General features: G+C 44.7%; 20 protein-coding genes. 18 read left to right on the forward strand and 2 right to left on the reverse strand.

Annotated features, from left to right (window positions below; genetic code table 11):
- Positions 1-48: 48 nt before the first annotated feature.
- From ACFP56_RS12250 to ACFP56_RS12285, 8 genes are all read left to right on the forward strand, one after another.
- Entirely contained in the window at positions 49-1,065 is a 1,017-nt protein-coding gene (locus tag ACFP56_RS12250; protein ID WP_379234827.1) for a glycosyltransferase family 2 protein, read from the forward strand.
- A gap of 15 nt (positions 1,066-1,080) precedes the next feature.
- Positions 1,081-2,187 (forward strand): UDP-galactopyranose mutase, encoded by a 1,107-nt coding sequence (glf, locus tag ACFP56_RS12255; protein WP_379234829.1) that lies wholly within the window; start codon positions 1,081-1,083, stop codon positions 2,185-2,187.
- Between the two features lie 257 nt (positions 2,188-2,444).
- Complete coding sequence (locus tag ACFP56_RS12260) at positions 2,445-2,891, forward strand: GNAT family N-acetyltransferase (RefSeq protein WP_379234831.1); 447 nt, start codon at positions 2,445-2,447, stop codon at positions 2,889-2,891.
- A 215-nt stretch (positions 2,892-3,106) separates the two neighbouring features.
- Complete coding sequence (locus ACFP56_RS12265; RefSeq protein WP_379234833.1) at positions 3,107-4,108, forward strand: LacI family DNA-binding transcriptional regulator; 1,002 nt, start codon at positions 3,107-3,109, stop codon at positions 4,106-4,108.
- A 91-nt stretch (positions 4,109-4,199) separates the two neighbouring features.
- Complete coding sequence (locus tag ACFP56_RS12270) at positions 4,200-5,162, forward strand: ABC transporter permease (protein WP_379234835.1); 963 nt, start codon at positions 4,200-4,202, stop codon at positions 5,160-5,162.
- A 35-nt stretch (positions 5,163-5,197) separates the two neighbouring features.
- A complete protein-coding gene (locus tag ACFP56_RS12275; protein WP_379235881.1) occupies positions 5,198-6,070 on the forward strand; it encodes a carbohydrate ABC transporter permease in 873 nt (290 codons plus the stop codon).
- 85 nt (positions 6,071-6,155) lie between these two features.
- Positions 6,156-7,793 carry a sugar ABC transporter substrate-binding protein gene (locus ACFP56_RS12280; protein ID WP_379234837.1) on the forward strand — a complete coding sequence of 546 codons (1,638 nt, stop codon included), beginning with the start codon at positions 6,156-6,158 and terminating at the stop codon, positions 7,791-7,793.
- A 34-nt stretch (positions 7,794-7,827) separates the two neighbouring features.
- A complete protein-coding gene (locus ACFP56_RS12285) occupies positions 7,828-9,177 on the forward strand; it encodes a glycoside hydrolase family 30 protein (RefSeq protein WP_379234839.1) in 1,350 nt (449 codons plus the stop codon).
- A 230-nt stretch (positions 9,178-9,407) separates the two neighbouring features.
- Here the strand turns inward: ACFP56_RS12285 and ACFP56_RS12290 are convergent, their stop codons facing one another.
- Positions 9,408-9,998, reverse strand: a complete 591-nt coding sequence (locus ACFP56_RS12290) for a CGNR zinc finger domain-containing protein (protein WP_379234841.1) — start codon at positions 9,996-9,998, stop codon at positions 9,408-9,410.
- Between the two features lie 129 nt (positions 9,999-10,127).
- Between ACFP56_RS12290 and ACFP56_RS12295 the strand changes: the two genes are divergently transcribed.
- Positions 10,128-10,613, forward strand: coding sequence for a DinB family protein (locus ACFP56_RS12295; RefSeq protein ID WP_379234843.1), 486 nt, complete (start codon positions 10,128-10,130; stop codon positions 10,611-10,613).
- A gap of 139 nt (positions 10,614-10,752) precedes the next feature.
- On the opposite strand, the gene ACFP56_RS12300 is transcribed toward ACFP56_RS12295, so the two are convergent.
- Positions 10,753-12,342: an alkaline phosphatase family protein gene (locus ACFP56_RS12300; RefSeq protein WP_379234845.1), complete on the reverse strand. Its 1,590-nt coding sequence runs from the start codon at positions 12,340-12,342 to the stop codon at positions 10,753-10,755.
- Positions 12,343-12,633: 291 nt separating this feature from the next.
- Here ACFP56_RS12300 and ACFP56_RS12305 point away from each other — a divergent pair, with 291 nt between their 5' ends.
- From ACFP56_RS12305 to ACFP56_RS12345, 9 genes are all read left to right on the forward strand, one after another.
- The gene (locus ACFP56_RS12305) at positions 12,634-13,410 is read left to right on the forward strand and encodes an alpha/beta fold hydrolase (protein WP_379234847.1); all 777 of its coding nucleotides are present in this window, start codon (positions 12,634-12,636) and stop codon (positions 13,408-13,410) included.
- A 191-nt stretch (positions 13,411-13,601) separates the two neighbouring features.
- Positions 13,602-14,045, forward strand: a complete 444-nt coding sequence (locus ACFP56_RS12310) for a MerR family transcriptional regulator (protein WP_379234849.1) — start codon at positions 13,602-13,604, stop codon at positions 14,043-14,045.
- Positions 14,046-14,078: 33 nt separating this feature from the next.
- Positions 14,079-14,738 carry an MBL fold metallo-hydrolase gene (locus ACFP56_RS12315; protein WP_379234851.1) on the forward strand — a complete coding sequence of 220 codons (660 nt, stop codon included), beginning with the start codon at positions 14,079-14,081 and terminating at the stop codon, positions 14,736-14,738.
- Between the two features lie 177 nt (positions 14,739-14,915).
- Complete coding sequence (locus tag ACFP56_RS12320) at positions 14,916-15,584, forward strand: response regulator transcription factor (protein WP_379234853.1); 669 nt, start codon at positions 14,916-14,918, stop codon at positions 15,582-15,584.
- Positions 15,581-16,954 (forward strand): HAMP domain-containing sensor histidine kinase, encoded by a 1,374-nt coding sequence (locus ACFP56_RS12325; RefSeq protein ID WP_379234856.1) that lies wholly within the window; start codon positions 15,581-15,583, stop codon positions 16,952-16,954. Before ACFP56_RS12320 ends, ACFP56_RS12325 begins: the two co-directional genes overlap by 4 nt.
- A 242-nt stretch (positions 16,955-17,196) precedes the next feature.
- The gene (locus ACFP56_RS12330) at positions 17,197-18,105 is read left to right on the forward strand and encodes an ABC transporter ATP-binding protein (protein ID WP_379234858.1); all 909 of its coding nucleotides are present in this window, start codon (positions 17,197-17,199) and stop codon (positions 18,103-18,105) included.
- Complete coding sequence (locus ACFP56_RS12335) at positions 18,105-18,815, forward strand: ABC transporter permease (protein ID WP_379234860.1); 711 nt, start codon at positions 18,105-18,107, stop codon at positions 18,813-18,815. Before ACFP56_RS12330 ends, ACFP56_RS12335 begins: the two co-directional genes overlap by 1 nt.
- On the forward strand, positions 18,815-19,546 hold the full coding sequence (locus tag ACFP56_RS12340) for an ABC transporter permease (RefSeq protein ID WP_379234862.1): 732 nt from the start codon (positions 18,815-18,817) through the stop codon (positions 19,544-19,546). The genes ACFP56_RS12335 and ACFP56_RS12340 overlap by 1 nt, the downstream gene beginning before the upstream one ends.
- Positions 19,547-19,750: 204 nt before the next feature.
- Positions 19,751-20,776 carry a LacI family DNA-binding transcriptional regulator gene (locus tag ACFP56_RS12345; RefSeq protein WP_379235883.1) on the forward strand — a complete coding sequence of 342 codons (1,026 nt, stop codon included), beginning with the start codon at positions 19,751-19,753 and terminating at the stop codon, positions 20,774-20,776.
- Positions 20,777-21,029 lie beyond the last annotated feature (253 nt).

Consider the following 21,029-nt stretch of genomic DNA (forward strand, 5'->3'; position numbering starts at 1 on the left):
ATACAAAAACGAATGTAATAATACAGAATAAGTAAAGGTTGTGTGAACGTGAAGCTATTATCAGTCATCATTCCTTGCTACAATTCACAAGATTATATGAGAGCTTGCATAGAGTCTTTACTGCCTGGCGGGGAAAACGTAGAAATACTGATAGTAAATGACGGTTCAAGCGACAAAACTGCTCAGCTTGCAGATGAGTATGCAGCCAAGTATCCGACGATCATTAAAGCTATTCATCAGGCCAATGGAGGCCATGGCGAAGCAGTCAATACCGGGATCAGACATGCTCACGGGTTTTATATAAAAGTAGTAGATAGTGACGATTGGGTCGATACGAAAGCTTATTTGAATATATTAAGCACGCTGCAGCAGTTTGTTGAAGATCAACAGCCGGTAGATTTGCTGATCAGCAATTTTGTCTATGAAAAAGAGGGCGCAAAGTACAAAAAAGTAATGAAATATAAAAACGTATTGCCCGAAAATAAAGTATTTACTTGGGACGAGATTGGCCGCTTTAGAAAAGGCCAATACTTGATGATGCACTCGCTCATTTATCGAACGGAGCTGCTGCGGGAATGTGGTCTCGTGCTGCCTAAGCATACGTTTTATGTAGATAACTTATATGTGACGACTCCTTTGCCTTACGTAAACAGCATGTATTATCTTAATGTTGATTTCTATAACTATTTCATTGGACGTGCTGATCAATCCGTCAATGAGAAGGTTATGATAAGCCGAATTGATCAGCAATTAAAAGTAAATAAGCTGATGATTGAGCAGATTGATCTGGAACGGATTAGAAGCTGCAAGCTGCGCCTTTATCTATTCAATCATTTGGAAATTGTCACGATGATTTCGACTATATTGCTGATTCGCTCAGGCTCTAAAGAAAATTTACTAAAAAAGAAAGCATTTTGGTGCTTTATTAAGGAATATGACGTTGAGCTATATCATCATTTGCGTTACGGTATGATGGGGCGGCTGCTCAGCCTGCCAGGACGAATCGGACGCAGTATTTCGGTCGGCGTTTACAAGATTACGCAGAAGGTTGTCGGCTTTAACTAGTATGGAGGCAGGCATATGCATACAAAATACGATTTCCTGATTGTTGGAGCCGGGCTCTATGGTGCGGTATTCGCACATGAAGCGAAGAAGGCAGGCAAGACCTGCTTGATCATTGATAAGCGGAATCATATAGGCGGCAATGTGTATACAGAGAAGGTTGAGGATATTCAAGTTCATCGATATGGCGCACATATTTTTCATACGAGCAGTAAGGAAATATGGCAGTATGTGAACCAGTTTGCTGAATTTAACCGCTATACAAACAGCCCAATAGCTAACTATAAAGGTGAGCTGTATAATCTGCCGTTTAATATGAATACGTTTAACAAAATGTGGGGAGTGAACACTCCTCAAGAAGCCAAGCAAAAAATTGAACAGCAGCGTAGAGACAGCTATGTTGAAAATCCTCGCACGTTAGAGGAGCAGGCGATTAATTTGGTTGGGCGCGACATTTATGAGAAGCTGATTCGCGGCTATACAGAAAAGCAATGGGGACGACCTTGTCATGAACTCCCGGCCTTTATCATTCGCAGGCTGCCTGTACGGTTTACGTATGACAACAATTATTTCAATGACCCATACCAAGGCATACCGATTGGCGGTTATACCGCGATGGTTGAGAAGATGATAGAAGGTATCGAGGTGCAGCTTGATACCGATTATCTTGCAGACAAAGCTTATTGGGACAGTAAGGCCGATCGCATTGTATACACCGGGCCAATCGATGCTTATTTTGATTATACGTTCGGCGTGTTAGCATACCGCAGTCTGAACTTTGATACGGAATTGCTTGATACAGACAACTATCAAGGCAATGCGGTTGTGAATTACACGGACCTCGAAACTCCGTATACGCGAATTATCGAGCATAAGCATTTTGAGCTTGGCACGCAGCCTCGTACGATTATAACGCGAGAGTATAGTGTGGAATGGAAGCTGGGCGACGAGCCTTACTACCCCATTAATGATGAACAAAACAGCAAGCTTTACGACCAATACAAGCAATTAGCTGAAGCCGAGCCTCATGTAATTTTTGGCGGACGACTCGGTGAATACAAATATTATGATATGGACAAGGTCATTGCTGCAGCGCTGCAAAGAGCCCATGAGGTATTGACTTAAAAGTGACGGCATGACGAGACGAGAAGGATATCCTCCTTCTCTTTTTTTTGTTTTGCTGAAATGTTGTTCTAACACGTCCTTAACCTCTCTAATAAAGAAGGATATGTAAAATAAGGAGCGAATAACCTAAGTTAGAGCTTTAATTATTGAGGGGAGTGATGTGGTATGAAGAATATTCATATTGCAGGTTTTAGAAGGAAGGTTACGAATTAATCGTAGAGGATGAATTCCTCTGCGAATGATGGGAGGAATTACGTGTGACGGTTGTATTAAAGTCAGTTTCAATTGAAAACTGGTATCAATGTAGTCAGCTAAACGTGAAGCCAGAGCAGCTAAGTGTCTTTCCTGCACCTGTTGTTTATTGGATAGCAGAATCAAAATACGTCGAAGAATTTGAATTACGGGCGATTTACTCGAATGAAAGCCTGGTCGGATTTCTTGTATATTGTACAAGACCAGATCAGGATGATAACTATTGGATTCCTGCCATAATGATTGATGAGAAACATCAAGGCAAAGGCTATGGTAAGGCAGCTTTAAAAGAACTGATTCAAATGATGAGCCAATCACATTGTACAAGAATCATGATCGGACATCGTCCTAATAATGTAATTGCAGGAAAGCTGTATGAATCGTTAGGTTTTCATAGGATCAGTGAAGAGGTAATAGAAGAGGAGATAATCCGTCTCCTTCAAATTATTTAGCCTGTATTACGGACTGTCGGCAACTGCCGGCAGTCTTCTTATAGTATCGTAAATCAAGCCTGACCTTTTGATCATACATATATAGCCCGACTAAATGCCAATGAAATAAAAACAAATTAAAATGTTGCATGAGCAGAAAAAACTATTGTAATGAAAGCGGTTTTATGTTAATTTCATAAGTATAAAAACGTTTTTATTTGAAAAGGAAGAAACAGATGAAAAAAGTTACTATCAAAGATGTGGCAAAAGAAGCGGGGGTTTCAATCTCTACCGTTTCAAATGCGTTAAACGATGTCGATGTGCTGAATCCTGTAACGAAGAAGCACGTTCTTGATGTTGCCAAGCGCTTGAATTATGTTCCGAATTTGAATGGCAAGCTGTTGAAGTCTGGTAAAACGAAAATGCTTGGCTTCTTTACGACGAGTGTATCCGGCCCTTATTTTTATATTTTAGTAGATACGATGTCCAGAGAATGCGAAAAGCGTGGATATGGCTTGAATGTATTCGTCACCAAGGATAAAAAGACGATTATGAGCAATATTCTCGGCGGAAGAGTCGATGGCGTCATCATATTTGAAGAGGAACGGATTTCTGAAAAAGAGCTGGCAGCGATGGAAAAAAACAATATTAAAGCAGTGTTTCTGGATCGTATGTATCAGAATACGACGATGGGAAGCATTATATTTGATTCGTATGTAGCAGGCTATGAAGCAACGAAATATTTGATTAATCTAGGCCATAAGCAGATTGCTTATATATCGGGTGTCGAATCGATGTTCGATAGCGTTCAGCGTAAAAACGGTTACCTGGCTGCGCTAAAGGAATTTAACTATCCGATTGATCCAGATTATATTTTGCAGGGGTATTTCGAGGAGGAAGGTTCCTATAATGCGGTCAAGTACTTTATGTATACGCATGCCGACAAGCTTCCTACTGCATTTTTAGCAGGGAATGACTTAAGCGCAATTGGCTGTATTAGAGCATTGAAGTCAGAAGGCTATGATGTGCCGAAAGATTTTAGTGTACTGGGCTTTGACGATATCGATATAGCCCCATACTTCAATCCTCCGCTAACAACGGTACGCAACCCGATCAAAAAACAAGGGGTTATGGTCATTGAGCATCTTATTAATATGATTCAACAGAAAGAGCAAGGTCGTATAGATAAATTGCCTGGGGAAATGATCGTTCGAAATTCAACACAAATCCGATACTAGCAAGTTTTATATTATTTTTTTACGGAAAAATAAAAACGTTTTTATTGAAGCGGTGGTTTATAACATTTTCCTAAATGGAGGAGGCTGAAAGATGGGCAAAGCAGTAGGCTATGCAACCGAAAAGCCAACAGTCGTGCAGAGGACAAAGCATTTCTTCGCTGATTTCGTTCGGCAATGGGAAATTCAATCGATGATTTGGCCTGGTGTCATCTTTATGTTTATTTTTTGCTATATACCAATTTACGGCCTAACGATAGCCTTCAAGCGCTATACCGTGATAGACCGTATTGATTCGGCACCATGGGTAGGGCTTGAAAACTTTCAAATTATATTGAGTGACAAATTTTTTTGGGAGTCGGTTGTCAATACGCTCGGTATCAGCTTTTTGAAGCTGGCGATAGGCTTTGTCGTGCCGATTATTCTCGCCATTATGATTTACGAGGTCAGCTTAAGCGGCTTTAAAAAATTCGTTCAAACGATATCGTACTTACCTCACTTTTTATCGTGGATCGTACTCGGCGGGATGCTGATTAACTGGTTTGCGACAACTGGCTTGTTCAACGAGCTGCTGCTGACGTTAGGCGTCATTAAGGAGCCGCGCAACATATTGCTCGATCCAGACAAGTATTGGTGGATTGCAACGCTGTCTGATATTTGGAAGGAAGCTGGCTGGGGAACGATCTTGTACTTGGCGGTTATGGCTAAAATCGATCCAACCTATTATGAGGCAGCGAAAATAGACGGTGCCAATCGTCTCAAGCAGATTTGGCATATTACAGTTCCGAACTTGAAGCTGATGATCAGCTTGAACCTGATCCTGACGATTAGCGGACTGCTTGGCTCCAATCTCGATCAGACGTTGGTGCTCATGAACTCGCAAAACCGTGAAAAGGCAGAGGTTATCAATTCTTACGTATATCGAATGGGTATGACGCAGGGCGACTTCTCTTATGCAACAGCAGTTGGCTTGGGTGTTTCGATCGTATCTGTGATCTTGCTTGTATCAGCTAACGCGATAACCAAGAGACTGAACGATAATCAGTCGGTATTGTAAATGCAGAGGAGGAAATGGTCGTGAAATCAAGAACAATGCGCCGTGACTGGGACAGTCGTCTATTCGATACATTCAATATTACGTTGTTAATGCTATTCATGGTTGTCATATTAGTGCCGCTATGGAATGTTGTAATCTCGTCCTTTAGCTCCAGTAGAGCCCTTGCTGAAGGCGGTTTCATATTTTGGCCTTCTGAGCTTTCACTAGAAAACTACCGTGCCGTATTCCGTGATGATTCGATTGGTCAGTCGTTCTTTATCTCCGTTGCCAAAACAGTGATTGGGGTTGTCACGCACGTGTTTTTTTGTGCAATGGTTGGATATGGTTTAAGCAAAAGCAATGTAAGAGGCCGCAAGTTTTATGTGACGATGGGTGTCATTACGATGTTCTTCTCGGGCGGGATGATTCCAACCTACTTGCTTATCAAATCACTTGGCTTGCTCAACAGCTTTTGGGTTTATATTATTCCAGCTCTTTTGAGCTTTTACGATGTCATCATTTTGATGAATTTCTTCAGAAATGTGCCGGGATCATTGGAGGAATCGGCCAAAATCGATGGGGCTGGCGATTGGCGCGTATTTTTAAGCATCTTTATTCCTCTTTCGATGCCAGCAATGGCTACGATTGCGATGTTTAATGGTGTGAGCCAGTGGAACGACTTCATGACAACCAAGCTATATGTCACGAATGAAGCGCTCTATCCGCTGCAGATGAAGCTGTACGAGATCATCGTCCAGTCACAGACACAATCTATGCAGAACATAGGCGGCTCTGTTGTCATTGAAACAGCAACCAAAGGGGTGCAACTAGCAACAATTGTCATTACAACCTTGCCGATTGTTGTTATTTATCCACTATTACAACGTTATTTCATTTCTGGAATGATGCTGGGGGCGGTGAAGGAATAGACCAATATGGAAGCTTGCAGCAAGATGACATCAGAGAATGTGCACCCAAAAATTAAAACGTTTTTATTAAAGGGAGGTTTTTTTAATGGCAACTGCAAGAGAGAAGAAGACAAATAAAGGCTTTGTCGTATTGTCACTGTTAATGGTTGTTGCGCTTATTGTATCAGCGTGCGGCAAGGATAAAGGTCGCACCGAAAACGTAGAGATTTCACTTGAGGATCGTTATACGCCTGATGCAAGCACGCCGGCTTGGAAGCTTGATGCGAAAGAAGAAACAACCTCGTTGACATGGTATGTGAATGCGGACTGGTGGAATACCGACTACGGCAATGATGTCGTAACGAAGAAAATTAAAGAAGACTTGAACCTCGACATTACCTTTATAACAGGTGATGACACGAAGCTGAATACATTCTTTGCCGGAGATGAAATGCCGGATCTGATTACAGTTTTTGATTCCAATTCCTCGATCGTACAGAAAGCGGATACATGGGCACTCCCTCTGAACGATTTGGCAGAGAAATACGATCCTCATTTTTTTGAGGTTGCTGCGCAGGATACGTTGAACTGGTTCCAGCTTGAAGACGGTAAAACGTATGGCTATCCGAACTATTCCAACACTCAGGAAGACTATGAAAAGGGCACAATTCCAGCGAAAACGGCATTTATCATTCGCAAAGATGTCTATGATGCAATCGGTCAGCCGGATTTTGGAACACCTGAGCAGTTTGTTGCCGCGCTTCAAGATATTAAATCAAAATTCCCTGATTTGCTGCCATTCGGCTTTAACGCGATCGGAACAGGCACAGGCTCTCTAGGCGATGTGTTCCAGGACTTTATCGGTGTGCCTCTGACGAATGAAGACGGCACCTTCTACAATCGCAATTTGGATGAAGACTATGTAACATGGCTTGCTACGTTGAATGAAGCTTACCGTGGTGGTCTAATTAGCGATGACAGCTTCGCTGATGACGGAACGGCATTTGAAGAAAAAGTGAAGTCGGGTCGCTATGCAACGATTATGCTCGACGGTACACCTCAGCAAGGCGGTAACCTGCAAATGTTCGCGACAAGCAACCCAGGCAAGGAGTATATTGCGATTGATGGCCCGCAAAGCACAGTAGGCAACGCTCCGAAATTAAATCAATCCGGTATTACAGGCTGGATGATCAGCTTTATTACGAAATACAATGCAGAGCCTGCAAAATCAATTCAGTTGTTCACGTATTTGCTGAGTGAAGAAGGGCAAATGCTGATGAACTATGGTATCGAAGGCGAAACGTATCAAATCAATGCAGAAGGCAAGGTTGAGCTCATGCCTGAAGTAAAAGATATGCAGATAAACAACGCAGACCAATTCAAGCGTGAATATCGCTTCGGAGAATTTATGTTCTTCGGCCATGACCGCCATAAAACGTTAAGTGATGATGCATTCCCAGACTCTATTAAGCAAATGCAGGAGTGGGGCAAGGGCAAGCTGGTTCCTCACTTTATTCTTGAGAACAGAAACCCTGAGCAGGGTACTCCTGAAGCACGCTCATTAAGTGCAATTGATACACAATGGAATACGACACTAGTAAGCTTGGTGCGTTCGAAGGATGATGCAACGTTCAATAGCACACTGGAGCAATATAAAGCCTTCCTTAACGACAACAACTTTGATGCGATTATCGAGATCTACAATGAGAAGATGGCTAGAAACAAAGAAAAGCTAGGATTGTAATACGAAGACAGCTTAGAGAAAAGGAGTGGGAATAATGGCAAGCAACGTAATGATCTATTATTCAAGCGGAGAGCAAGAACTGTTTGCAGAGAAAACTCTGGAGCAGCTGCAGCCGCAGGAAGAGCAATCAGCAGTAAAGGTTACGATTGATCCTGAGCAGAGCTATCAGGAGGTTGACGGATTTGGTGCTTCATTTACCGATTCAGCAGCTTATTTGATCAATCAGGTGTTAACCGAGAAGCAGCGTCAGGAAGCAATGGTGAAGCTGTTTGATCCAATCGAGGGTATTGGCTTATCGGTCATTCGCAATCCGATGGGTGCTTCCGACTATGCGCGTGACTTTTACAGCTATAACGATCTTCCAGCTGGCGAGACTGATCCGGAGCAATTGCGCTTTTCGATTCAACATGATACAGCTGACATTATTCCGCTGACGAAGCAGGCACAAGCGCTTAATCCGCAGTTAAAGCTGATGGGCTCGCCGTGGAGTGCGCCGGGCTGGATGAAAACGAGCGGCTCGATGATTGGCGGAGAGCTGAAGCCGGAATACTATGCGTCGTATGCAGCTTACTTTGTAAAGTACATTCAAGCCTATGCAGCGCAAGGCCTTCATATTTATGCTGTCACACCACAGAATGAGCCGCTTTATTGCCCGAATCATTACCCAGGCATGCTGATGCTGCCAGAGGTGCAGAGCGAGTTTGTTAAGCATCATTTGAAGCCTGCATTTGAAGCGAATGGCATCACGACAAAAATACTGTGCTACGACCACAACTGGGATAAACCTGAATATCCGCTTCATATGCTTGAAGAAGCTAGAGATGCGATTGATGGTGTAGCATGGCATTGGTATGGCGGCAGAGCAAGCGCGCAAAGCGAGGTGTTCCTTGCCGATCCAAGCAAGGAGGTACACTTCACGGAGGGCTCGGGCGGCGAGTGGATTCCTGCTTTCGAGCCGGCATTCTCTAACGTTATGCGCACAGGTATCGATATTATTCGCAACTACAGCAAAAGCTTGGTGCTGTGGAATATGGCGCTGGATGAGGAGAATGGCCCGTTTGTGCCAGGCTTCGGCAAAAGCACATGTCGCGGCATTTTGAAGGTAAATCAGCAAACAAAAGAGCTTGAATATACACTGGATTATTACGCGCTTGCACATTTTAGCAAATGTGTCCGTCCAAAGGCAGTACGCCTGGAGACGGCCTCTGCGGATGAAGCGATTCGCGCAGTTGCACTGCGCAATGTGGATCAATCAATTGCTGTCATTGCCTTCAATGATTACGAGCAGGCACAGGATATCTCGATTGAGCTGCCGAATCATCAGCCGCTTGTTCTTCATCTTGAAGCAAAAAGCGCAGTTACGGTTCACGTGAAAAACGTGTAAGCGGCAGCAGGCTCGTCGCTCTGAACAGAGTAAAGCAGCCTGTGTAAGGCTTATATGCTTAATTGACGCGAATGATTAACTAGATCAACTATATAGCATAGAAAGGAGCATGGCTTCCAGTTCAACTGGTGCCATGCTCCTTTTTGCTGCCCGTTATGCTGGTGCTGAGCAGTAGAATCGTACTGCTGATTGTGTGGAGCTAGCTGCGCTGCATAATAAGAAGCTGTGTTCTATGTACTTGATTCATGCTTTTTCTGCTGCTGATGCCGAGTTACCTTCATGCGGTTGCCGCATATTTTCATCGAGCACCATTTGCGACGAGGGTTGTTATCAATGAATAACAGTACACATTCCTTGTTGTCACATCGATGCACATGCTGCAAACGATCATCTGCTTTCAGTTGAAGCAGATTAAATGCAATAAGCGCTAGTAAGGCATCCTTTGGTGAACCAGATGGAACGGGAAGCAGTCGATTATTGCGCAATTGATAGGCGAATGGTGCTAGTCCGATTAAACGCTCCATAACGGAAACGGTATGCTGCTCGAACCCCTGCCCGTCCGCAAGCTGCTCGAATTGCTGGCGCAGCAATGCTCGGATCTGTCGCAAGGCAGGTAGCGCTTCCTCTGCCCACTTCTCGACCTCGGCCGAAAATTGAGCATCCTCAATATAGCCGGATGACTTAATCGCATGAAACCATGCGACCAAATGGCCTGGCTCGGTCAGCAGATCGTGACGCTGGTTGTGGCGAACGACTTCTGTATTGATCAGATCGATTGAAATATCTCCAGATAGCAGCGGGAATTTTACATCTATATGCATGGTGTCATCATCCTAGTGAATTTTAACCTATTATAACACGATTGACAGGTTAATGCTCAAGGTGTATAGTATTAACCATTAAATGGTTAACTAAACGGTTAATATGAATCGGAGAAGGGGTTGTATCGAATGAGTAATTGGATCGTGAACCAGGTCAATTTTTCACGCAATCAAACCTTGCTTGCAGCCAGTCGGCTGACAGATGCAGAATCGGCAATTATCCCTGAGGGGCTCAACAACAATGTGAAGTGGAATCTTGGTCATATTTATGTTGTAACGGAGAAGTTCGGCTTTGCTTTGACGGGTGGAGAGACGAATACGACTGAGCAGTTCCTGGAGTGGTTCGCGTCGGGCACTTCTCCAAGAGGCTGGACGAGTGAGCCGCCAATGCTTAATGAGCTAATAAGCTTGCTTCAGCAGCAGCTGCACAGAATAAGCGAGAGCGCAAGCAATGTCGAGCAGCTTAGCAGGCCGCTAACAGAAAGCTATACAACCTCAACAGGGCTGCATATGAGCACGGTGCAGGAAAGCTTGAATTTCTGCATCTATCACGAGGCAATGCATTTCGCAGCAATTAAAAGCATCGCGAGATTGGTACAATACGCGAATCAGTAATGGTTAGTACAGGAAACAGGCGCAGCGAATCGCACATAGTAAGCGATAAGCTGTGCCTGTTCGTTGTTAGCTAGAGCTGCCCACCCCTGATTATGGCTGCTGCTAAAGCAGCCTACCGTCACTTAGCAATACTACCGAATTACGGTCTCTGCTGAAGCAATAGTGACATCAGCCATTCTTGCAGGGCGACAAGTCTCTGATCTTCAAGTGGCGTATCTGTGCCTGTTACAATAAGCGGTACGAGAGAGTCTGCCTTATGAAGCGAGCCGTGTGAGCCGCCGCCCACGTGGTTGTAGCTGTTATGCTCCACAATTTCATACGAAGGCTTCGCATCGATCACGATGATATTGCCTTGCTGGGCATGCAGTGCGCCATGCAGCCTGGCGAGTGCATCAGGGTAGTCGTTATATTGAACCTGGTGATCGGCGATATACAGATCAAGTAGAGATAAATCCCCCTCAAGCTGCCACGTCTGACCATATTCATCACGATACGATCCTCCGCGGCTATATACGAGCAGCTGCTCAGATTCTGGACCGGCGACATAGTTTTTACCGTCTTCCTGCCAAGCTATAAATTGAAGGCGCTTCTCCTGCTTAAGCTTCTGAACAATCTCATCACGCGACAGCTTGTTGTCGCGAATATGGATATAGCCCATACGCTCATTTAGTGCAAATGCGAGCTGTCCATTCTGCTTCTTATGACTCCATAAGCTATAGCCGCTCAGTACTTCATTCATATCAATCAACGCTTGCTTCTTGTCTGATTCGACCAGAGATTGTCCGCTATCTCCCAGTACGATCCAGATTGCTTCATCCAGTGCCTCCTGCCAAGAGGGGTATAGATTAAGCGCCTTCTGCAAAGCTTCATCAGCTTGCTTGATCGCTTCCAGATCACTCGGGCCTTTTCGATGCAGCTTGGCATCTGCATCAGGCAAGTAAGCAAGGGTGAACGGAGGAAGCTTGTCCTCTTGTATGAAATAGGCCAACTCATTAATCGTGAACTCGTTGTTGATGCCAAGCCTGTTCCATGCATAATTGTATTGATCATTGCCTTTGTTGTATTGCGACATCACCCCCAGCGACAGAAGAGTGGGGCCATTCATCGTCACTTCATGAGGCATCATCTGACTGCGCGTAAGCAGTCCGGGAATATGCAGCTCATGCGGCGTGTTGCCGCGATAAATAATGCCGTTAATTGAGGCGCTTTGTATGCCGAGCTCATCCAAGCGCTCATAGATCGTATTTACATCACGGCTCAGGTGCTCGCTGTTCAGCTTAAGCACACCGTTTTGCAACACTTCCTTTATGCTATTGTCTCGTATTTCATGCGGTCCACTGCCATAGCTGACCAATTTCTGTTCCTGCTCATTAAACCAGAGCAGTCCAGGAACATGATGCTTATCAGCATACGTGCCTGTCAGAATCGTGCTGTCAATCGCAACGGACATAGTGGGATAAGAGCTGACAACCTCCGAATAATAAGTGCCATGTTTAATGAGATAGGAAAATGCAGGCGCATCTCCCGACTGTATAGCTTGCTGCAACGGTTCATGCATAAGCGAATCATACAGCAGCATAATGACGGGCTTGCTGCTTTGTTCTATCGGTGCAGCAATTATCCGTTCCTTCGTAATAGAAAGCGAGATAATGAGCCAAGCTGTGGTACTAACGAGTAAGATCAGCAGTGCGCTAACGAACGAAACAATTCGTACAGTAGGTTTTTTCATAGCCGCTCCTTTATGATGATCGTAATTAGTTATCTATTACCCTGCCATTTGGTACCATAATTTATTCATGAATAAAAGGAAAAAGCTCGGTTGTTTTCCGCCATTGATAGTGCTAACCGCTATTTTGTGCATATGTTCATTTGCATCTGCTTGACGTGCAGAACTGTTCATTCTATTGAGAACATTTAGGTCGATAAAGCAGGATAAGGCTTCCAGCTGCAGAAATATATATACATCATGTAGATTGAGCTAATTACGCAAGTCTAGTCACAAGAAGATGAGGTGAGCACGATGGTTTATGAGGAATATGGAGATAAGGATCGACCTATGCTGGTATTTTTGCATGGGGGCGGCGTAAGCGGCTGGATGTGGAATAAGCAGATTGAACATTTTTCAGATTATTATTGCGTTGTACCTGATCTACCAGAGCATGGTCGAAGCCAGTCGGATGTTTTTGCCATGGAATCATGTGCAGAGTCCGTACTGGAGCTTATTGATGCACTTGCGGGCGATCAGCCGGTTATTGTCGTTGGGTTCTCTTTAGGTGCGCAGGTTCTAGTTGAGATGCTCAGCAGAAGACCGGAACGAATTGACTACGCGATGATTAATAGCGCATTGGTTGTGCCGCAGCTGCAAATGGTTAAGTGGCTGGCGCCAGCGATTAAGCTGATGTTTCCGCTTGTAAGAAACCGTACCTTCGCAAAGCTGCAGGCAAAAACGCTATATGTCAGCGAAGCGGATTTTGAGCTTTATTTTGAGGAAAGCAAGAAGATGACGCAGGAAGGGCTCATTCGAGTACTCACAGAAAATATGTCTTACCAAGTGCCAGCCTCCTTTTCCCAAGCGGACACGCGAATACTTGTTACCGTTGGAGAAAAAGAAAAAGGATTGATGCAGCAATCTGCACGAAGCCTCGTCGCGAGCAATCGTTATTCGGTTGGTGTCGTACTGCAGCAGATTGGGCATGGAATATCGCTCGCGGAGCCAGCTCGCTTCAATCAAATGCTGAGAGCATGGATCGAGGAGGATAAGCTGCCAATAGATAAAGCCACCCGCATCGCTAATTAGTGAGTGTATTCTATCATTAGTGAGTGTATTCTATCATTAGTGGTGTAAAATATACATGGAGTTAACCAGTTGCCGGAATCAGGCAGCTGGTTTTTTCATATTCGATTGTCATTGATTCGTAATCGCATAGTTAACTATTGACCTTGGAGTATACTCCAATGATACGCTGTCATTAAAAGGAGGCCGCCTACATGAAAATCAAGCAATTTACTGAAAAATATCGGATCTCAAGCGATACTGCCAGATACTATGAGTCTGAGGGGCTGCTTGCACCTGTCCGTCTAGGGAACGGCTATCGAGTGTACGACGAGCGCTGTGAAAAAACGATCAAGTACATTCTCGTATTAAAGCAGGTTGGATTTTCACTGCAAGAAATTAAATTGCTGCTGACGCTGGAGCAGCTTCCGGTATCACAGGAGTGCAATATCGCTTCCGTCTCAGTGTTTCAACACAAAATAGAAGAAGTGGAACGAAAAATACAATTTTATCAGTCAGCCTTGCAAGCGCTGCGACTGACAAGCGACTATATGCGAGATGGCAAATACGCTGAGAATCAAACGAAAATCGATGAGCTCGTTGATGAGATGTACAACAGCTTAGTTGACATCAGCGATGATACAGGGCGAACAGAATAAGGCTTCGCTTAAAGAGGAATGGAGAGAATGTCTATGAAAGTACGAAAACTATCACCACACATTACAAAGCTTGAGACATGGGCGATATTCAAAATGAGCGCATGGCTTGTTCAATGTCATGATGGTGTTTATATTATCGATTCAGGAATGGCGCATATGGGCAAGCGTATATTGCAGGAGGCAGAGAAGCTCGGTGAAGTGAAGGCAATTCTGCTTACTCACGGTCATTCTGATCATATTGGAGGGGTTCAGCCGATACTAGCTCAGAAGGATATACCTGTATATGCCCACTCACTAGAGCATGTGTATATTGAAGGGAAGGAGCCGTTCCCTGGCAGAAAGGCGCGGGAAAAGCTTTTGCCAGAGGGCATCATTCAGCCCCTTCCAACTGATGAGCAAGGTCACTTGTCTGTTATTCAAGATTTGGTGCCCTACCATACGCCAGGACATTCACCGGGTCATGTCGTTTACTATCATACGAAGGACAATGTGCTGATTAGTGGAGATTTATTCACATCGAAAAGAGGACGTCTGCAAAAGCCGATGAAAATGTTTACGGCCAACATGGCAGAAGCGGTTAGAAGCGGAAGCATTGTGCGTGAATTAAAGCCTGCTCTTGTGAGCATCGCTCATAGCCATGACGTAGCGGATGCGCATATGCAGATTGATCATTACATTCAGGCCAATGCCTGATCCTGAAAACTATAAAAACAACAGCAATGGAGCAAAGCAATTCCGAAAAACGGACGTGAGTAAAGCGACTGGAGGAATGTTTTGCTCCGCAGCGATGAACGCTAGAGTCTCATTGCTGGATGGAAAAGGTGTAGGCTATAATGACTCTATCGGATAAGAACGGAGTTGATGAATACTATGCCACACTTGTTGTACATAGAGGATGATCAGGAAATCGGCACATGGCTGTCGAATGAGCTAGAAAGCAAAGGCTATCAGGTGACATGGCTTAAGTCAGGAGAAGGAGCAGAAGCACACGCGAATCAAGCTGATCTTGCGATATTAGACGTGATGCTGCCAGGCTTGGACGGCTTTTCCGTAGGCAAACGGCTAAAGCGGGAAAACAGCACGTTACCGATCCTTATGTTATCCGCTCGCACAGCGGTTGAGGATAAGCTGGAAGGATTAAGCTTTGCTGATGATTATGTGACTAAGCCGTTTCACCCTGATGAGCTTGCTGCGCGTATTGAAGTGCTGCTGCGTCGTTTTCAGAAGCATGAGCAAATGATAGAGCTGCAGCATTTGCGTATTCATCCGAAGGAGCTGCATATCGTCAATATAATAACAAATGAAGAAGTGCTGCTGACAGGCAAGCAGTTTCACCTGTTTCAATGCTTTTTACGCCACCTGAATCAAATCTTGACCAAGGAGCAGCTGTATGAGCAGGTGTGGGGCGAGAGCTACATCGAGGGAGACAAAACGCTTATGGTGCATATTCGCTACCTGCGCGAAAAGATTGAGCTTGATCCATCACAGCCAACGATCATTGAAACGATACGCGGGATTGGCTATCGGGTGAAGCTATGAGAAGAAAGTGGTTTAGCTCCCTGCAGTCCAAGTACATGCTGATTATACTCGTCGCGCTCGTTTTATTTCAGCTTTCGTACCTTTTAGTTGTAATTGTATTTACAGGCATATCGAATCAGCAAGAGAATAGTGATATACCGAAGTACGTAGATGTCGAGCAGAGCTGGCATGGTTCGTTAAGGATCGTCTCAGACCAGCCAGAGGAAATTGATCTAGTATTCAGCACTTGGAAGAAAAAATATCCCGAAGCCGCAATGTTTTGGGTTAATGGTCAAGGACAGCTAATGGATACACTCGGCATCGAGCGTGAGCTGCCTGAACAGTGGACATCGACCTATACCATATCCTATATGAAAGAAAGCTATGGGAATGATCCCTATACAGTAGTGGCCTTCATTAGCGGTGAAGTGGATAAGGGGTTTGCTGTCATTGAGCTGCCACGTTATGTATTTCAGCCGCCAGCGATAGATATGATAGATCGGTTTGGAATCTGGATGCTGATTGGAGTTACCATCGTCGTAGTGTGGTTCATTGTAATCTCCTATTTATTTTTTCGTCAAATTCGCAAGCGACTGCTGCGCTTGCAGCGTGCTATGAGCACAAGAAATAATGATGAATTGCCAGTGCCGATTACGGTAAAAAAATCGGATGAAATTGGGCAGCTAGAGCACGCTTTTAACCGCATGGTAGGAGAACTAAGCGAAAGCCGTAGACGTGAGCTGGATGAAGAGCGAATTCGCCGTGAGCTGATTGCGAATTTGTCGCATGATATACGCACGCCGTTAACGAAGCTGCGAGCCAATGCCTATACCGTCAGCAAATTCGAGCTGCCTGCTGAAGGGAGCTCGGCCCTCACAGCACTCGACAGCTCCGTTCGCCATATTGATGAATTAGTCGATAACCTGCTTGCCTATACACTGCTTTCGAGCGAGCAATATCGTTACGAGCCGCAGGAACTGCATATGCATCGCTTTCTGCGGGAGCATGTAGCAGCATGGTATGCAGTGTTTGAGCAGGAGGGCTTTGAGATCGAGATGAAGCTGGAGCCACTTGATCAGGCGAGCTGGCAGGTCGATCCGATCTGGATGAAGCGCATCATCGATAATTTGCTGCAAAATGTACTCCGACACGCCAAGGAAGGACGATATGTAGCGATTGAAACGGAGGCCTTCAGCGGCTTTGATGTCATACGTATTGTGGATCGCGGTGCTGGAATGGACGGCAATACGGCTCAAAAAGGTGCAGGCATAGGCCTGTCAATTGTAGATATGATGGTGGAAGGAATGGGCTTAACGTGGACGAGCTATCATCGGGATCGTCAGTTTGTTGTCGAGCTTCGCCATCCCTATGGGTTAAGCACGAGTAGCTAGAAAGCGACGATCGTTTTCGAGCGATAGAATGATCACAAAAGAAAAGAGGTCGTTCGAAAGTCGATGTAATTTGACTTTCTGAACGACCTCTTATTTATTGACGTTTTATCAACCTTATTGCTAATGGAGATATCTATTCTTCGAGCACATGCTGCAGTCTGCAATTTAAACAAAATTTAACCTTGCCTCGCACCGTACTTTAACCTTGCGCCTTTATACTGACTTTCGAGGTGAGGAAAACGATGAGTATGATTATACAAACGGAACAATTAACGAAAACTTTTCAGAAGCAGCATGCAGTAGACCATATCAATATGTCGATTCAAGAAGGGGAGATTTACGGATTTTTAGGACCGAATGGAGCGGGTAAAACGACAACGATCCGCATGCTGCTTGGCTTAATGAAGCCGACTAGCGGCAGTGTTCGCATTTTTGACAAGCAGCTGAATAAGCATAAGCTTGATATATTGCGGCAGGTAGGTTCGCTTGTTGAGAATCCGTCCTACTATCCGCATCTAACTGCCTATGAAAACTTGAATGTCATCCGCCAGCTTGTCGGCGTACCGCAAAAACGGATAACTGAGGTGCTGGAAACGGTACGACTTACCGAGGCTGCACACCGCAAGGTCAAGGGCTTCTCTCTTGGTATGAAGCAGCGATTAGGCATCGCGGCAGCATTGCTTCATAAGCCGAGGCTGCTCATATTGGATGAACCTACGAATGGGCTCGATCCTTCCGGCATTATTGAAATTCGCGAGCTAATCAAAAGCTTGCCGAAGCAATACGGCATGACGGTGCTTATATCCAGTCACCTATTGTCTGAAATTGATCAAATCGCTACAGCTGTCGGCGTGGTCTCCAAAGGCAAGCTTATTTATCAGGATAGAATGTCCAATCTTCGTAAGCTGGCGGAATCCACCATTAATATTCAGTGCAGCGACTTAGAACAGGCCGCGATTAAGCTTAAGCAGCTTGAGCTTGCTGCTACTGTAGAGGAGGAGTATATCTCACTAGGCAATTGCTCGAATCGAAGTGTATCGGATGCAGTATCGCTGCTCGTTCATCAGGGACATGAGATCTACCGTGTAGAAGAAAGAAAACAAACGCTGGAGCAGATCTTTTTAGGCATGACGGATGGGGTGAGTTTGTAATGCTTAACAAACTGCTTCGTTCAGAATGGATGAAAATTAAACGAAAAGGATTGTGGTTTCTTGCCTTTCTAGGTCCGATCGGCGTGATTGGCTTGACGATGGTCAATTTTGAATTGCGTAAAGACTATCTATTATCGCTTACGGATGATGATTGGCAGCTGTACCTAGACAGTGTGCTTATCTTAAGCTCAATGGCACTGACACTAGGGATTGTTATTTTGACCTCAATGATGGCAAGCATAGAAGGCTACACGAACGCTTGGAAGCAGTGGCTGGCGTTGCCGGTGCGTAGATCGGCGGTCTACTTGTCCAAATACTTAATCGCCTCCTGCTTGCTGCTTGTTTCCTCCATCGTATTAGCGATAGGAACGCTTGTCTATGGCTTGACGCTCGGCTTAGGCGACGATATTCCATGGCTGAGCATTTTACAGACGAGTCTTTATCCGTGGCTTGCTTCTCAAGCTCTAATCGCTTTCCATTTGTGGATTGCGGTAGCAAACAGCAACCAAGGTATTACCGTAAGTATTGGAGTCGTCGGTGTCATTTTATCAATGGTGCCCGTATTATTGCCGGATTGGATGATTTGGAAATGGCCAACGCTAGCCAATGAATGGGAGAACCCTTTCATTAACGTAGCACTTGGCATAAGCGGTGGCTTGCTGCTATTTATGGCGGGCATGCTGCACTTCTGCAGAAAGGACGTGAGCTGATGGGAGCATTGCTGCGTGTGGAATGGTTTAAGCTATGGAAAACCAATATAATTCCTTTTATTCTATTGGCTCCAGCTATTGTGTTTATGGTAGCTTGGAATACTAATATAGATACAGAAGAATTGAGCGGATCGAAGTATCTTTATGCTGCAATGTATGCCAATATGGCCTATGCTGTGATGTTTTTGCCGCTTATGACGGGCGTGCTGGCAACCTTGATTTGCCGCTATGAGCATCAATCTGGCGGCTGGAAGCAGCTGTTTGCCCTGCCAACGACTCGAGGCCGTGTTTATGTCGCGAAGTTTACCGTTGTCAGCATGCTGACGCTATGTATGCAGCTGCTCGTATTGCTTGCCTTGTTGCTTGTTGGTTACCTGAAGCAATATGGAGAGCCTTTTCCGACCGAGCTGCTGCTGCGCGGCATTATTGGCGGCTGGGTAGCGACGCTTCCACTTATTGCCTTGATGCTCTGGCTGTCAACGCTGTTTCAATCATTGGCAGCTCCATTTGCAGTCAATGTTATTTTTACAATACCGACGATGCTTGTGCTGAACTCAGAAAAAGTTGCGCCTTATTATCCGTGGGGTCAGCCGTTTCTTATGATGTACGTGACGGGCGATGAAGTTGATCTATTCTATGTTCCGTGGCAGCAACTGCTAACAGTAGTCGGTGGAAGCTTCGTGCTGTTTTTTGCAATCGGCTTTATTTATTTGCAGCGCAAGGAAGTGTAGAAGATCGTATTCTTTTAACCTCAAAACTAGACTGGTTAATCATTCGCATGCTAACTTATTAGCCGTATTAATGTTGGATGAGGCTGCATATAGGCACGAGCCTAACATTAATTCTGAACTTGAATCAATAGTGATGTTGTTGTATAGCACTCTTTGCTATAATTTCTATAAGAATAGGAACTATGTACAGAGGAGCTATGAATGATGAAGCAAATCACGATATACGATATCGCCAGGCTCGCTAATGTATCAGTAGCTACTGTATCAAGAGTCATCAATGGAACGGCCCCAGTAAAGCACTCTACACGCGAGAGAATTGAAGCACTGATTCAGCAGTATCAATTTCAGCCTAACGCAATGGCGCGCAGCTTGTTAAAAAAAGAAACTGGCATTATCGGAATTATCGTTCCCGATCTAACCAATCCTTTTTATACTGAGGTTCTGTCTGGTGCAGAGCAGGAAGCATTGACGACCGGCCATACCTTCTTATTGACAAACTCGGTTGGTGATTATCAGAAAGAATCTCAATATTTGAGTATTATGCGTGAAAAGCGTGTAGACGGAATGATTTTTCTTGGCGGGCGAATCAACTTGAGAAATGGGAATGAGACGCTTGATCAGGAGTTGATTCAGCACGCCAATACGATTCCTACAGTTTTAATCAACGGAACGGTAAAAGGCAATGCCATCACGCGGGTGGCGACAGATGAATATGCGGGAACATGCATGGCAGTCCAGCATCTGATTGATAACGGGCATGAGCATATCGCTTTTCTGGGCGGAGAGATGCATATGAGCACGACCTCCAATAAGCTGCGCGCGTTTAAGAAAACGTTAAAGGACGCAGGTCTCCAGGTACGCGAGGAATGGATTTTGCCGGACAGCTTCTCTATTGATTCAGGCCGTGGGCTGATGCATAAGCTGCTGGAGCTGAGAAAAAAGCCAACAGCTGTAATGTGTATCAATGATTTCGTTGCAATTGGTGCAATTAAAACAGCAGTTGACCATGGCTTGTTTATCCCCGATGATATGTCAATCGTTGGTTTTGACGATATCCCGCTAGCTCATCATTTTATTCCTGAAATTACGACCGTATCGCAAGAGGCCAACGAGCTCGGGCGGACAGCGATTCGAGTGCTGCAAAAATTAATGAATCGGGAAAAAGTAAAAAAACATACGGTGATTGAACCGAAGCTAATGCTAAGAAAAAGCTCAGCACCGTTTAGGTGAAGATGGTATTGGATAACGCGAAATGAGATCTCTCCAGGTGAACATTTGGCTTGCTGTAAGGTGAAGCCGAATCGTCACGTGAGGAGGTCTTTTTTTATGCCTGCGATACGATTGACCAGCATCACAGTATGAACCTGATAAATTAGGAAAGCCTACCTATGTTGGAAAAAGAGAGGAAATAGACAACTATCATTCTAATCATCACTTGAATATATAAATGAAGAAGGCTATATTTATATTCAAATACACATTT

The organism is Paenibacillus septentrionalis, assembly GCF_042659865.1.
In the GTDB taxonomy this organism is placed as follows: Bacteria; Bacillota; Bacilli; order Paenibacillales; family Paenibacillaceae; genus Pristimantibacillus; species Pristimantibacillus septentrionalis.

Bases quoted from the DNA above. Each gene is read 5' to 3' on its own strand.
- ACFP56_RS12325 (WP_379234856.1), top strand. From the start codon at position 15,581: ATGAGAAGAAAGTGGTTTAGCTCCCTGCAGTCCAAGTACATGCTGATT.
- glf (WP_379234829.1), top strand. From the start codon at position 1,081: ATGCATACAAAATACGATTTCCTGATTGTTGGAGCCGGGCTCTATGGT.
- ACFP56_RS12270 (WP_379234835.1), top strand. From the start codon at position 4,200: ATGGGCAAAGCAGTAGGCTATGCAACCGAAAAGCCAACAGTCGTGCAG.
- ACFP56_RS12275 (WP_379235881.1), top strand. From the start codon at position 5,198: ATGCGCCGTGACTGGGACAGTCGTCTATTCGATACATTCAATATTACG.
- ACFP56_RS12300 (WP_379234845.1), bottom strand. From the start codon at position 12,342: ATGAAAAAACCTACTGTACGAATTGTTTCGTTCGTTAGCGCACTGCTG.
- ACFP56_RS12340 (WP_379234862.1), top strand. From the start codon at position 18,815: ATGGGAGCATTGCTGCGTGTGGAATGGTTTAAGCTATGGAAAACCAAT.
- ACFP56_RS12290 (WP_379234841.1), bottom strand. From the start codon at position 9,998: ATGCATATAGATGTAAAATTCCCGCTGCTATCTGGAGATATTTCAATC.
- ACFP56_RS12335 (WP_379234860.1), top strand. From the start codon at position 18,105: ATGCTTAACAAACTGCTTCGTTCAGAATGGATGAAAATTAAACGAAAA.
- ACFP56_RS12285 (WP_379234839.1), top strand. From the start codon at position 7,828: ATGGCAAGCAACGTAATGATCTATTATTCAAGCGGAGAGCAAGAACTG.
- ACFP56_RS12295 (WP_379234843.1), top strand. From the start codon at position 10,128: ATGAGTAATTGGATCGTGAACCAGGTCAATTTTTCACGCAATCAAACC.
- ACFP56_RS12305 (WP_379234847.1), top strand. From the start codon at position 12,634: ATGGTTTATGAGGAATATGGAGATAAGGATCGACCTATGCTGGTATTT.
- ACFP56_RS12320 (WP_379234853.1), top strand. From the start codon at position 14,916: ATGCCACACTTGTTGTACATAGAGGATGATCAGGAAATCGGCACATGG.
- ACFP56_RS12265 (WP_379234833.1), top strand. From the start codon at position 3,107: ATGAAAAAAGTTACTATCAAAGATGTGGCAAAAGAAGCGGGGGTTTCA.
- ACFP56_RS12280 (WP_379234837.1), top strand. From the start codon at position 6,156: ATGGCAACTGCAAGAGAGAAGAAGACAAATAAAGGCTTTGTCGTATTG.
- ACFP56_RS12330 (WP_379234858.1), top strand. From the start codon at position 17,197: ATGAGTATGATTATACAAACGGAACAATTAACGAAAACTTTTCAGAAG.
- ACFP56_RS12345 (WP_379235883.1), top strand. From the start codon at position 19,751: ATGAAGCAAATCACGATATACGATATCGCCAGGCTCGCTAATGTATCA.
- ACFP56_RS12310 (WP_379234849.1), top strand. From the start codon at position 13,602: ATGAAAATCAAGCAATTTACTGAAAAATATCGGATCTCAAGCGATACT.
- ACFP56_RS12315 (WP_379234851.1), top strand. From the start codon at position 14,079: ATGAAAGTACGAAAACTATCACCACACATTACAAAGCTTGAGACATGG.